12 protein-coding genes are annotated in these 13187 nt (G+C 42.5%); 1 reads left to right on the top strand and 11 read right to left on the bottom strand.

What is annotated here, in order from left to right; translation table 11 throughout:
• Window positions 1–42: 42 nt before the first annotated feature.
• From NXV01_RS12905 to NXV01_RS12860, 10 genes are all read right to left on the bottom strand, one after another.
• Window positions 43–588: a hypothetical protein gene (locus tag NXV01_RS12905; protein WP_011107054.1), complete on the bottom strand. Its 546-nt coding sequence runs from the start codon at window positions 586–588 to the stop codon at window positions 43–45.
• Complete coding sequence (locus NXV01_RS12900; RefSeq protein WP_009039991.1) at window positions 572–745, bottom strand: hypothetical protein; 174 nt, start codon at window positions 743–745, stop codon at window positions 572–574. The genes NXV01_RS12905 and NXV01_RS12900 overlap by 17 nt, the downstream gene beginning before the upstream one ends.
• Before the next feature lie 266 nt (window positions 746–1011).
• Window positions 1012–1458: a hypothetical protein gene (locus NXV01_RS12895; RefSeq protein WP_015532670.1), complete on the bottom strand. Its 447-nt coding sequence runs from the start codon at window positions 1456–1458 to the stop codon at window positions 1012–1014.
• A 91-nt stretch (window positions 1459–1549) separates the two neighbouring features.
• Window positions 1550–1846, bottom strand: coding sequence for a 30S ribosomal protein S17 (gene rpsQ, locus NXV01_RS12890; protein WP_055235409.1), 297 nt, complete (start codon window positions 1844–1846; stop codon window positions 1550–1552).
• Window positions 1847–2094: 248 nt separating this feature from the next.
• Window positions 2095–2763 (bottom strand): hypothetical protein, encoded by a 669-nt coding sequence (locus NXV01_RS12885; RefSeq protein ID WP_008647129.1) that lies wholly within the window; start codon window positions 2761–2763, stop codon window positions 2095–2097.
• A 134-nt stretch (window positions 2764–2897) separates the two neighbouring features.
• Window positions 2898–3674 (bottom strand): DNA-binding domain-containing protein, encoded by a 777-nt coding sequence (locus NXV01_RS12880; RefSeq protein ID WP_015532671.1) that lies wholly within the window; start codon window positions 3672–3674, stop codon window positions 2898–2900.
• Between the two features lie 93 nt (window positions 3675–3767).
• On the bottom strand, window positions 3768–4763 hold the full coding sequence (locus tag NXV01_RS12875; RefSeq protein ID WP_009039994.1) for a hypothetical protein: 996 nt from the start codon (window positions 4761–4763) through the stop codon (window positions 3768–3770).
• 71 nt (window positions 4764–4834) lie between these two features.
• Complete coding sequence (locus tag NXV01_RS12870; RefSeq protein WP_009039995.1) at window positions 4835–6148, bottom strand: hypothetical protein; 1314 nt, start codon at window positions 6146–6148, stop codon at window positions 4835–4837.
• 47 nt (window positions 6149–6195) lie between these two features.
• Complete coding sequence (locus NXV01_RS12865; protein ID WP_225011895.1) at window positions 6196–9333, bottom strand: TonB-dependent receptor; 3138 nt, start codon at window positions 9331–9333, stop codon at window positions 6196–6198.
• Window positions 9334–9572: 239 nt separating this feature from the next.
• Window positions 9573–10652 (bottom strand): FecR family protein, encoded by a 1080-nt coding sequence (locus tag NXV01_RS12860; protein ID WP_009039997.1) that lies wholly within the window; start codon window positions 10650–10652, stop codon window positions 9573–9575.
• Between the two features lie 606 nt (window positions 10653–11258).
• On the opposite strand from NXV01_RS12860, the gene NXV01_RS12855 reads away from it, so the two are divergent.
• Window positions 11259–11894 carry an RNA polymerase sigma factor gene (locus NXV01_RS12855; protein ID WP_009039998.1) on the top strand — a complete coding sequence of 212 codons (636 nt, stop codon included), beginning with the start codon at window positions 11259–11261 and terminating at the stop codon, window positions 11892–11894.
• Here NXV01_RS12855 and NXV01_RS12850 read toward each other — a convergent pair.
• Entirely contained in the window at window positions 11889–13175 is a 1287-nt protein-coding gene (locus NXV01_RS12850) for a clostripain-related cysteine peptidase (RefSeq protein ID WP_259022597.1), read from the bottom strand. The two genes, NXV01_RS12855 and NXV01_RS12850, sit on opposite strands and share 6 nt — an antisense overlap.
• Window positions 13176–13187 lie beyond the last annotated feature (12 nt).

Genomic DNA, 13187 nt, shown 5'->3' with positions numbered 1-13187 from the left:
TTGGTTAGCGGGACGGAAATAAAAATATGTCTGAGTGATCGTTTAAACCATCATTTTCAAATCATAATATAATAACCTTGTATGAGAGGCATCCTCATCACTTGATGTCAACTCTAAAAAATTATTCTTCAGATAGAAAGGTACTGCATCAATATAGGCATCAACTGTAATGAACCTACATCCGGTCTTATTGTTAATAACGAAATAGCCTTTAATGAAATTAAGCAATTTGCTGCCCAAGTGCAAATTATGTGTCGAAACATCTACCCCAAAGCGGCAGATTTTCACTGCTGGATAACTTTTCAGACGCTTCTCGTTAACAAAGCGTTTTTTCCGAAAGCGATTAAATTCCGTCTTGTTCTCAAATTCCGAAAGAGAAATTTTATCATTTGCCAGACTGAAATATGCCAAAACTTTGCCAAAGGCATCTTCCACTACATAACTAACAGCAAGCAGTTCATTTCTATAAATGAAAGATTCATTCATAATAAAATCGTTCAAATCCGCGTCTCCGCAATCGAACGATTCTATTCTCTCGTGTTCATCCAAACGGCGAACACCAAACTCTGGATTATTTATTTCTGCCATCAGTTTCTTCTTTAAAAATGCTCATGATGTACTTATAATCCCGTTTTATCTCTTCCAGCTTTTCCGGAGTCTCTTTCGGTGGATTTTTCATCCGCGCTTCAAATCTCCGTGCATCCTCCCCGAAGAGTATCGGGGTTTCTTTTATCGGTCTTGCCATTATTGCCTCCTTTCTCTATTGTTATCTGCAAAGGTAATGCTATTTATGCAAATACACAAACGGTCAAGGGGTTATCTTTATTTCCGTATATGTCCCATTCTGTCAAAGAGCGATTGTTTTTCAAGGCCAGAGCTATTTCTCCAATGACGATAGACAGCTCTGCCTTAAAGTCATTAAAAAAGGTTATCCCAGTGGATTTTCTTCTTGGTTTCTATTCCTTACGTGTTACTATATATGTCATTTTATTATTGTTAACACATAAAATTTCATGGTCTGCTTATTTCCAATGCCTCAATTGCATTTATCGTATCCTTAGGATATTCAAAATGCACGGAATCACATGAATGCTCCACTCTGACCTCCGCAAATCGATATTCCTTTGACTTCTTGGGTGCATCCCACGATTTGTTACTCAAAAAGACACGATACTCATAGATACATCCTTCATACAGTTCCGGCACTATGTAATCCAAAGTATCAGGGATATTATCCGCATATATAAAGTCATTTATAAATTTGGTATAGTCCCCCTTCGGATAGTATATTCTTAAACAAAATTCGGCCTTCTCATAAGTGTCCGTATTTGTGATATTAGCTTTATCAATAAACCTGAATACGCTTTCTTTCTCTTCAGGTTGTGTCTCTTTCTCATTATCATCGTTTTGACAAGAGAATAGACAAGCAAGGAACAGCAGTACGGTTAGTCTTCTCATAATCAATAGTCTTTAATTGTTAATGCATTTGCTTTCCATATAGTGATATATCCAATATTAATTCTGAAATACCTACTCTTTTTTTACCGTCTCAATACAGTTTTCTGTAAAATCTAAAATATTTAGTCTTGCTGAAATGTCTGGTTTCATGAGCAAGCACCCGGTCTCCTACACTACATTCCTCCAGGGGATCATGTATTTTATACTTTTTCGTATATTGTACTGTTTTCCCATACTTCGGATGCTTTTTCGTACGTTCCACCTCTATGACAACCGTCTTTTGCATTTTCGTGCTTACCACTATCCCCTCGATACATTGCCGGGGTATTCTTTTTACAGCTACCTTTGGAGAGTTCCATAAGAAAGGCCGTAAACGGCACGGCACCATCTTAATATTGAAATAGCTGAAAATAGCGTTCCATTCACTCATCACATTCAGCAAGCCGTTATATTGCTGTGCAGTGATTTGTTTGGTATTGACGGCTTCCAGCATTCCGAACAGTTCTTTCACTTTAGGTATGATAAGTTCTATATCCTTAGTTTGCGGATTACCTGTATTCAGAAGATGAAATACCCGGCTGCACAGTGCCTCATGTTCTTTCAATATTTCTTCAATACCATTTTCCATACAATCCGTTATTTGAGGTTCAATGCACAATGGTAGATATCCAAATATCCCATCAGGATGATATCCGCATAATCAATGATGCTATAGAAATCCGAGATAAATACCCGTTGGTTCGTTTTGATAAAGTCAAACTCACTGTCGCCCCAGTTACCGAGAGGATAACTGCCGATGGTTTTCATTATTCCACAGAATTGTTGGTGCAACTGGAAGATTTCTTTCTGTGCATTAAGTATTTTCCGCAATATGGCTTTCATCTCGCAATCATTTATCCCGGAAAACTCCACAGACAAGTGGGATTCGTCCTTTATGCTCACCAACAGATTTTCAAAGCAGGGACGCAACTGGGCAGAAAGTTGTGTTTGAGCGATACGTGCCGACGGCGTTTGCAGGGATTCTTTCAGTGCATTTCTTAATGCCCGGCTCCGGTTGGTCACTATTTTCTCGTAGATGACGGGATTAGTCAGGAAAACAGCTACAAGGCGAAAATCATTACTCAACGAATGATACTTCTGATGTATCTCTTTTATTGCTTTGGATTTGACGGACAATTGCTTCAGAAACAACAGCAGCATTTCATTGTCCGCCTGCTCTTTATTCATTCCATGCGCAAAGAACTTGTCATTCATCTGCATGGTAAAACCCAGAATAGAAGCTATATTTGCTATAATGTCTATCATTCTTTTATTATTTCAAATTATTCAATGAAAGAAAGCATTTGTTTTGATGTCTGAAACCGCTTTATCGAAGAGCTTTAGATAGCCCTATCTAATCTCCTTAGACAGCTCTGTCTAAAAAGGCCGGATAAGAGGCTTTATCCTAAAGGATTCTCATCCAAGTTTCCATCACTGGTATTTCCACCTTCAGAACCACCACTTTGCCCGATGGTAATCACTTTGCTCGTACTACGCGGAGTTTTCAGCAATGTATTTGTACCACTGTATTGCGTAGTGACCGTCAGCGTGTAGTGACCGTCCGTTAAATCGGAGGGAAGCAAGATAATGAGTTGCGAGGGGTTGTTCACCACCAGCATATCATTAGGCAGCTTGCTGACCTTGCCGGAAGCATCAGTCAGGGTGATACCTACCGATTCATGTTCACCAACGACTTTTATCAAGCGTCCGTTCAGGGTGTAGTTGCGTCCGGCGGTTGCCATGCCGTCCGTGGCACGGGTGGCGGCATCTTCGCCACCTATTATATACATGGCGTCCCGTTTCTCTCCCAAGATGTTGACTGAAGTCTGCGCAATAGCTTCGCGCAAGTCCTTGTCCTGGGTAAAGGAGACGTAGATTGAATTCTTTTTTTGATCCCACTGTCCGCCGTCTACTACACCACGGAATTGGGGTACGGCTCGGAAAAGTCCGGTATTCACCGAATAGCCGCTCAGTATCAAGTCTGACAACACACGGTGATATAGCTTCACTGCGTGCTCAATGGTTTCTTCACGAAGACCTGTGTCTTCTTTCTTCATTTCGCTAAGTATATCCTCCAGCGTAAGGCTTCCGGCTGATTCCAACATCAGGATTTTGTCTTCTTTGTTGTCTACGGTGACAGCATTGTCTACCAGCCAACCTTTCAGGGTGTGTTTCATGATTTCTTTTCGTTTTTAATTAACAAATACTCATTTTTAGGAAAAGCACCTCCGATTAATTAATTTTATCGGAGGGCTTTAAGTACCAAAGCTCTATTTCCAAGGAGTAGATAAGATAAAATTGCATTGCACATTATCACCGCCTTGATGTGAAGGATCCATAAAGCGAAATGTCATGAATTTATTATCAGAAGTTCCTATTGGAATACTTGTATTAAAATGTTCCAGATTATTAACTATCATATTTCCACTCTCATCTATCAAATCATATACTCCGTTTACTACACCTTGGCCAAATGCATCATTATCGATTTGAATATACTCAGAAATCTTTCCAGCTTCCAAATCAATTGTTGCTATTGGGGCTGTAAATTGCATAGCATCTAAATCCATCAAATAAACTACCAATTTCAACTTGTCATGGCCGGGAAAGGCATCAGCAGTATAAAAGAAACGAATTTTAGTATATTGTCGAGATTCCGGATCCGCTTCTTCACCATCGGATATATCCAAGAAGTCTGTATCGGACAACTGCATAAGACTGAACTGGCCTTCTGGCATAATAGTCATATCTTGTTCATAAAGAACTTGCCCATCAACATTGCGCACTATTTTTAATGTACCGCTTAAGTCCGCTTCGGCTATATAATTCTTTACCTTATTTGATAATTCTCCATTATTGAACGTAACGGTATATAAATCAGTATTAGGATTAAAATAGCTAATTATGGGAGTGAATGTTGTATATTCCTCCAAAGATGAAGAAATAGCAATATCTCGTCCCACAAGTTTAAGCAACTCAATGTCTTTACTATTATCCAGTGTTATCTCTTGTGACAATTCGGGCTGTTTTTCGCCTATTTTATAGACCTCTAGTTTAAGAGTACTATTCTTTTTAACAGATGTTGAACGATTAATACTTTTTTCTCCATTAAAATAAACCTCATAACTACTTCTTAGTTCTTGTTGTACAAACGATACAGTACAAGTCTCAAATCGCATGTCTATATCCTCACCTTCTGTTTCACAACCAGCAAAGACAAATATAAAAATGCTAATGATGAGACTGTATAAAAATTTATTCATCATTTTTCTTCAAAAAGAGCCGAATAAAGAGGGAGGCTAATCCCTCTTTTATACGGCTCCAAATTATTCAACAATTATTTTACCCACGCTTGAGTTAACCAGTTTGAACGTCCACCAACAGCACCTCTGTAAGAAGTAGTCGTAAACCAACTATCCAATTCACTAAAATCTGCACCTGCATTGGCTGGAGATGCATTAGGCATCAAACCTGTATATCCACCCCACGGAGAAGTCAGCCCAATAGCCTCAGCACTTGCAGCAGCAGTATTAGTCGCGTCAGCTGTGATACCTGAAAATGTAGTACTAACACCATTTACAACATTGTTTTTGAAAACATAGCTGTTAGTGGTTTCACACAAGATACCGGTAGGATATCCGTAAAGAATACTGTTCACCAAAGTAAATTGGCAGTTTCTACGGAAGTTGGCACAAGATTTCATGGATTTACCATCACCCATTGCAGATTGTGCAACCTTACCATTAACGGTTCCAACGATTGTTAAGTTACTGATTGTCGGGTGAGTGAACGGAGTTAAAGATGAACTGCTTCCGTCGTTATCACATTCAATACCATTCGGGTCTTTAGTGTAATAGGTACTATTTGCATCTACAGTGGCTACCAAGAACTGAAGCTTACCAGTGTAACCAAAGTCGAAGTCAAAAGCATCGTCGTGCGTACTGGTAGATACCAAATACTTGGCATTTATTGTACCACCGAAGAATTCGAATGCATCGTCTTCACCGTAGTATGCCTGACAGTGGTCAAAAGTTGTACCTGCACCTACACCGCCGAAAGTAAATGAATTCAATTCATTGTCCTGCGAAACGTTGGCACCGGCATATTCAACACGTACATACTGAATCGTACCGGAGTTATCGTTAGCATTGCTACCACCATAAGTGATATCTACACCGGCAGGAGCCGAATTGATACCCTCAATAACCGGATTGTTGGTTTGGTTGATAGGAGCATTACCCAATACTACGAAACCACCCCAACCACCAGGATATTGATGTGCATCTTCTGCCGTCATAACAATCGGAGCAGAAGCAGTACCAACAGCATTAATCTTACCATTACGGGTAATAACCAAAGCTGAAGCTTGTGCCGGAACATCATTGTACAGACCTACAATTTTTGTACCTGCCTGAATAGTCAATGTAGCACCACCGGACACATAAACCTTGCCATCCAAATGATATTCATTTGAAGCACTCCAAGTAGTATTGGTGTTGATAACACCAGACACTTTTACGATTGCAGCAGCTGCACGAGTTCCACCGTCAATGGGTGCAATTTCCTCGTTCTGACTACAAGATACCACGGCTACAGAGGCTACTGCCAAACTTGTAACACCTAACACGTTTTTGAATCTAAAATTTTTCATAACTGAACAATTTTAAAAGTTAATAAACTATTTATTTAACACAAAAACTAAAATTTATATCCAACTGACAGAGAAAGGTTTATACCTTTTTTTATCCGGCTTAGCACCCAATCTCCGCTATTATAGTTCATATTTGAAGTTAAATCAGCATATCCTTTATCGTTATTCGGGTCAACCCCCGGTTCATATCCGCAATTGCGATAAACTATCACATCCTGGTTTAAGAGGTCACTGGCATTGAATTTCACTTCCAACTTTTCTTTTAGGAAACGGGCAGAGATTTGTAAGTCAAGTACGTCTCTCGATGCTTCGTATTGGTCATACTTCTCGTAATCTCCGGCAAATAACAATTTACGTCCGTTACGCCCATAGTTCAATGCAGCACCAAGTATCTTTCCCTGATAGGTCAATCCGGCATTTACAGTATATGGAGACAATCCTTGCAATGGGCGGCTGCGGTCTTGCGTTTTAACTTCTCTGTCAATCCCGGAAGCAGCGTTCTGCAATCGTTCAAGATTGTATGTAACGTCTCCACTCAGAAAAGTAGCGTTTCCACTGACATACACATCCTTCAAGAAAGAGCCCGGGGCGATGAAAGCCAATGATTTACGAAGATTAATCTCAATACCCTTTACGCTGGCATCATCTATATTGAAAGGATGCAGGACATATCGTAAATCCATCGTCTTTCGCGTTACCATTTCAATAGGGGATTTGAATTTCTTATAAAAGGCACTTACCGAAACCACTTCACCCGCTTGTGGATACCACTCCAAACGGAGGTCGAAATTATCCGAATGGGATTGCTTCAATCCTCCACGGCTTTTCACTTCTATACGGTCGTCTACATTATAATAGTTACAAGGGGTAAGTTCCCTGAAGTCCGGACGCGCAATGGTGCGGCTGTAGGCAAAACGGGCATTGATGTTGTCCGTGATGTTATAGACCAGAGTGGCGGCGGGCAACCAGTCGGTTTTCTTTACCGAGACCAAACTATCCACTCTGTCCGCCCCAATTGTTGTTTGCACTTCAGTAGTGGCATCTTCCATACGGACGCCTGCCGTTAAGTGCAGTTTACGGAAGAACGTAAATTCACCCATCAAATATGCCGCATGTATATTTTGTTTTCCTTCGTAGTAATCGGCTTCATTTAGTCCCGACAAGCCGGACGGCGCATAATAGATAGCGCCACTTGCAAAGTTCTTCGGGTCATACAACTCTCCCAATTCCGGATGCGATTCCTGTAGTTCTTTCCATGCGTCCCATCCTTCTCCCTTGTTGCCAAACATGGCATGAAGATATTGCTGTTCATAATTGGAGGTACGGAAAGTGCCCATATATCCGGTCTTGATGGTTTGCTTGTTTCCCTTTACTACAAAAGGATGTTCCAGATTGAATCCAATGGTTTTCTTCTTCTCTTTCAGGTTACTGTACATCAAGTGTCCGTCTTCAAGTCCGAACTGGCTGCTGGTGACAGTGCTGCTCCAATCAACCAAGCCGTCTTCCACATTTCCTTGAACATTGCCCAATGCGTAGCGGTCATCCGGATTGGTACGGCCAATCTGATTATAAGACGCATTCCATGTAGCTATCAGGTTTTCGTTGAACAACCGGTGCTCGCCTTCCAGTTGGGTTTGCCAGAGCTGGCTGCGCAATGGGACACTATACTGCTCATAGGTATTGAACGCTGTAGTATATTTAAAAATGTAACGTTCAAGATTGGTATGTTGGAAACGGTTGTTGAACATGTTTCGCCACGTAATCTTATGGTTCCGGATTTCCCAACCGACGTTTGCCACAGCGCCGACAGAAGTCACAAACTTATAGCGTTTACCCGGTCCGTTCAAACTGTCTTTAGTTATGGTGTTCATCTCTTTATATTCTTCCGTAGTCTGTTCATTACGGTAGGTCAAAGCGGCTACTACCCCCAGTTTGTGTCCGTAACCCAATTCGATAGGAGCACCAAAGGTAAGAGAGTAGTTCTGTATCGGCATAGCTGTGAATTTCTTCATTCCGAAAGTATTTTTCAATGCAGCATTCTGCGTACCTATCTTACCTTCGTCTTCACTTCTGCCGGCATACCATTGGCGGTCATTCATTTCACCGAACAGCCAGTCGGATTTGAAACGCTTGTTGCTCAGGAAGTCTTTTCCCGTACTCTGGGTGTTCATACCTGTACCCAGACTTATATCGAGAAACTTCTTACTCGGTACCGCCAAGGTTTGTACTTCTATCAATCCTCCGGTAAATTCACCCGGCAGGTCGGGAGTAAAGGTCTTTGCAATAGTCACATTATCCACCAAACCACTCGGTATCACATCGAAAGCAAAGTTTCTGCGGTTCGGCTCCGTACTTGGCAGGGATGCACCGTTCAACTGCACATTGTTATAGCGTTCGCCCATACCACGCACATTTACATACTTACCGTTATCAATCGTCACACCGGACACACGGCGAAGCACTTGCGCCATATTGTTGTCACTGGTTTTCTTCACAAGGTCGGCACTGATACCGTCACTCATCGCAACCATTGTCTTTTGTTTGGAGTACAGCGCATTGGCAGATGCCTTGTTATAGGTAGCGGTTACCACCACTTCATTCAGCATCTCTGTCTCATCTTGCAGGATTACATCCAACGGAGTAGTTCTTCCCCCTGCAACTTTCACGTCGCTGATGCGCATTTTCTGATACGAGATACAGCTCACTTCTACCATATAGGTACGTGTCGGCACATCTTTCAGTGTGAAGTTTCCCTTAATGTCCGTTGCCGTACCGGTGTTGCTGCCGGCAATGACCACCGTGGCTCCCGGTATCGGAAATCCGTCCTTATCCAGCACGGTTCCCGTGATAGTCCCTTTCCCGGAACTTTTCTTGTTTTTATTATCGTCCTGATATACGGAATATGATTCCGCTGATACTTTCTTATATGAATAACCGGTGTTTGAAAGACTGTTGGATAAATCCACCTCTACTGAATTGCGCTTGGTCGCGGCAGGCACACTAATGGCTTTCATATTCTTCCCGTCGAATGCAACCTCTACCTTATACGTCTTGGCGATGCGGTTCAACCGTAGTTCCAGTGCCTCTGCCGGATAGCTCGTTGCCTTTTGGTCGTCACTCGCATGGCAGATCGGCGATAGCAGCAACATTCCCAGTAGGAACAATATGCCCGTTCGTAATCTCATTTTCTTATTACTCCTTTTCATCTTTGATTCGTTAATATTTTACTTAATAAATCACTTATTTTCAATTAGTTAAACTTTCATTTTCCATTTCCGAAAAGACAAGGCAATGGCCGTTTCCCTTTACATAGGGAAATTTCTCTTTCATGTATGCAGCTCGCCACCGCATACCACAGGCTTGTCTTTCTTTATTCTTTCGTTACGCGTGCAGTCCTCGTAAGGTGGCGCGTGGATGTATATGGTTACCGGCTTACAACAATCCGGTTGTCACTGATTTCATATCGCGTACCGTAAATGGCACATATATTTTTCATCACATTATTTACTCCGGATTGTTCCGGCCTATACGAGCAATAATTGATTCGGGCGTCCGCAGGTATGGCATCCTTCTCTATCACCAGTTCCCGGTGGAAACGGTTCTTCACCCTTATTTTCAGCTCTTCTACCGTAGCATCCTCCAGTACGAAACCACCGGTAGTCCATGCTCCGATATTATCGGGATTCACCGTGTCATGCGAAACTCTGTTGGCTGCCTTATCATAAACCACCCGGTCGCCACAGTGGAACTTACCGAAAGATTGCTCCCCTTTCGCCACTTCCACACATCCAGTGCGGACTGCAACCTGGCTCTCCACTGTCCCGCCGTAAGCTACCACATTGAACGAGGTTCCGTGTACAATGGCATTGATCTCTTTCGCCTTTACAATAAAGGATTTCTTCTTGTCCTTGGCCACCTCAAAGAATGCTTCTCCTACCAGGCTCACCGTCCTGTCCTTCTTCCCGAAGTTGTTCGCAATGCTCAGATTACTGCCGCCTGCAAGATAAACAACCGTACCGTCTGCCAGGTGCAACACACTATCATTCTGGCATTGGATTACATTACATGCCATGGCATTCGTACTATCCGCAAATTTTTCATTCATATAGAACGAAATTCCCAACACCAACAGGACGCTTGCCGCAATTCCGGCTCCCGCATACTTCATTCCACGGGAGAATGGCAATCTCTTTTCTTTCTTCACCTGTCCGGCCAGACAGTCCGTTCTTCCTTCTATTCCTTCAATGCCGATCATTCGTGCCAGCATATCCAAGTCTCTTTTGGTCAGCTCATCCAGTTCTTCCGGCGTAGCCGTTTCTTTCTTACCCTTACTACTCTTACCGGTAACATCCATGATTATTTTGGAGATGCCGTCAATCCGCTTGAGTTCATCCTCAGTAGCCTTTCCTTCTTCAAGTTTCGAGTAGAGAGAATCTATACGATCCCATACACGTTCTTCTTGTTCGGAAGTTACTTTCTTTCTATTTCTCCAAAATTTAATCATATCAATTATCTGTTTTTTTAATTTGTCCTACATTCAAGTTCTCGCATCACTTTGAGAACCCATACACTAATAAATCGTTTGAACCCCCTAAAACCTTCCTTTAAAAATCGTTAAAATCAAAGGATTTCTGCATTTATCCCTGTTTTTTAACTTTTCCGGACTGTTTTCCGGGGAAGTGGGCGGTCAAAACTTCAAAGAGCAACGGGCAACTTTCAACTGGGTTTCAATTTCCGTTCAAGTACCCCTACACTAGTAAATCATTTGAGACCCCCAAAACCTTCCTTAAAAAATAGTTAATTTTGGAAGATTTCTGCATTGGTCTTCTTTTTAGCCTCCCTCCGTATTCAGATTTATAGTAACGACTTATATGTATAAAATATTACATCTACAAAAATACTCTAAACTAATTTATCAAATATGGTTCCAATACAAATTTGTTGGCATATCTCCGTGCATCCACCCGATTATCCCGTCAAATATTACAGTTCTATTGCATGAACATTACAGCCATGTAAATCTTAACAGCCCATCAATCTTTTTAATAGCTTGTCATAACTCTGAAATAACCTCTTTTTACTTTTGGGACATGAAATCCTAAAAAGAATTATGAATAAAAATCTATCAAAACAACTAAAGGAGCAGCAGGCTGACAAGATTTTGTTACAGGCTATCGCTGCATCTGCCGATGCTGATGCATTTTTAATTCTTTATAATCGGTATAGCCAAAGACTGCTACAGTATTTTTATAATGTAACGGACAATGCAGATACCGCCTTTGATTTGAGTCAGAATTTCTGGTTGAACATTTGGCAGAATGCGTCCCAACTCATTTACGAAAACATGGATTCGGCAGAAAGCCTTTTCTTCAATATGGCAACAAAACGTATAGCCGATTACTACCGTTCCCCCCAATGTAGCAAAGAAATCCCGTTGGATGATTTTCCCAACCTCTCCGACAATTACGCATCCCCTTCATCACCCGAAGCTGACTATTACGCCGAGGAGATTCGCAAGATAACCGAGAAGGTACTCAGCAAATATCCCGAATTGGACAAACAGGTTTTCATCTACCAGAAAGAGTTGGACTATCCTGCCCAACGAACCGCCAGCCAGTTCAATATCAGCATTGAAAGCATTTACAAGAAGGTATCCATCATAATGAAGGATCTGCGCTTCCAGTTCAAACTGGCCGGGTATTACTACAGCCTGCTCACGTGCATCTGCTTTTGCAGCCTATCATAGCAAACAGTCACAACCAACACAACCGATATATTCGCAGCAAAAGAAATCCGGAGATTTCTTAATCGTAGATTTCCCCCACTCCAGGCTTTCAAAGTAATATTGATATTCCGTATTCCCTTTCCACTTCTTTAGGGGAACATAAACGCTCAATCCGCAATATTTATTTCTGTCGATAACCACATACTTGAACGAAGCCGTAGCCGCCGTATAAACAACTGTCTTTCCCAATTGTGCCTCCAGCAAGGCATCATCCGTATTTTTCAGCCTGTTCACCATATCTTTCAAATCGAAGAATACCTGCGGCACGTCACTCGTATGGTACACCTGCAATCCGCTGACATCCATTCCAGCCGCATCTGCCAGATGTCCGGACAACGCCCCATGAACCACGTCATACAACCCGTCCAGTTGTGCCGCATCCACCAGTGTGATGGTTGCCGAACGGAGCACATCATATTTCATGCCATTATAATGCTGAAAATAAGCGTTACAAGCCTGTTTGAGTCCTTCCACACCGCCGAACATATACGGCAACACCTTTGCATACGGAATACCCGATGCATCGTAGCTTCCTTCCGCAAGCACCTCCGTAGGCGAAGCTATCAGATAATCGCTCTTATACCGCAATGCATACAAAGCTTCCACACTACCCATCAGGCACATATCAAACCAGATATACTCGGCCACATGATCCGGCAGACCCGCAGCCAGCGCATCTATCTCTATCATGGTATCCACGGTCACATTGCCCGGATGAAAGTCCGGTCCGATGTAGCGTGTACGCGGAAATGCCTGTTCTCCCTTATCCGGCCATACAGACCGGGTACGGCTATAGCCGCTCGGAACCCACCCCATGGAATGTGACCACAGCACCAGCCCGAACCTTTCCGACGGAACCAGTTCCTTCGTTTCTTCAATCACCCGCACCAGCGTTTCTACATTGGCAGAGTTCTCTTCCTCATAGTTTTTCAGCAGCACCTCTTCGCCTGCCTGCGTAATCTTGAACAGACGCGGCGCTTCGTCCATCCGGTCCACATACACCACCGCTGTTCCCGCACTCCGCTTTGCCCCGGCCTTCAGTTGACTGATACTGTAGTCCACATCACTATCCATCGTGTTATCCGCAACCATATATATCAGTGTGGTATAAGAAATAGGTGTAGGCGGAAGCTCATCCTCATCATCGTCCGAACAACCGGTTAATGCGAAAAAAAGCAGGCACATCCCCGACAGGAAAAGCAGGTTATAGCCTCTGAAAAATGCAATAACAGCTGGTTTCATAACAGTATTCAC

The sequence above is a fragment of the Bacteroides sp. BFG-606 genome (genome assembly GCF_024788145.1).
Lineage (GTDB): Bacteria > Bacteroidota > Bacteroidia > Bacteroidales > Bacteroidaceae > Bacteroides > Bacteroides vicugnae.
This window is presented reverse-complemented; position numbering and strand designations above follow the sequence as displayed.

Coding starts and splice junctions, on each gene's coding strand:
- NXV01_RS12875 (WP_009039994.1), bottom strand. CDS start 4,763: ATGATGAATAAATTTTTATACAGTCTCATCATTAGCATTTTTATATTT.
- NXV01_RS12860 (WP_009039997.1), bottom strand. CDS start 10,652: ATGATTAAATTTTGGAGAAATAGAAAGAAAGTAACTTCCGAACAAGAA.
- NXV01_RS12880 (WP_015532671.1), bottom strand. CDS start 3,674: ATGAAACACACCCTGAAAGGTTGGCTGGTAGACAATGCTGTCACCGTA.
- NXV01_RS12870 (WP_009039995.1), bottom strand. CDS start 6,148: ATGAAAAATTTTAGATTCAAAAACGTGTTAGGTGTTACAAGTTTGGCA.
- NXV01_RS12905 (WP_011107054.1), bottom strand. CDS start 588: ATGGCAGAAATAAATAATCCAGAGTTTGGTGTTCGCCGTTTGGATGAA.
- rpsQ (WP_055235409.1), bottom strand. CDS start 1,846: ATGGTGCCGTGCCGTTTACGGCCTTTCTTATGGAACTCTCCAAAGGTA.
- NXV01_RS12885 (WP_008647129.1), bottom strand. CDS start 2,763: ATGATAGACATTATAGCAAATATAGCTTCTATTCTGGGTTTTACCATG.
- NXV01_RS12895 (WP_015532670.1), bottom strand. CDS start 1,458: ATGAGAAGACTAACCGTACTGCTGTTCCTTGCTTGTCTATTCTCTTGT.
- NXV01_RS12855 (WP_009039998.1), top strand. CDS start 11,259: ATGAATAAAAATCTATCAAAACAACTAAAGGAGCAGCAGGCTGACAAG.
- NXV01_RS12900 (WP_009039991.1), bottom strand. CDS start 745: ATGGCAAGACCGATAAAAGAAACCCCGATACTCTTCGGGGAGGATGCA.
- NXV01_RS12865 (WP_225011895.1), bottom strand. CDS start 9,333: ATGAGATTACGAACGGGCATATTGTTCCTACTGGGAATGTTGCTGCTA.
- NXV01_RS12850 (WP_259022597.1), bottom strand. CDS start 13,175: ATGAAACCAGCTGTTATTGCATTTTTCAGAGGCTATAACCTGCTTTTC.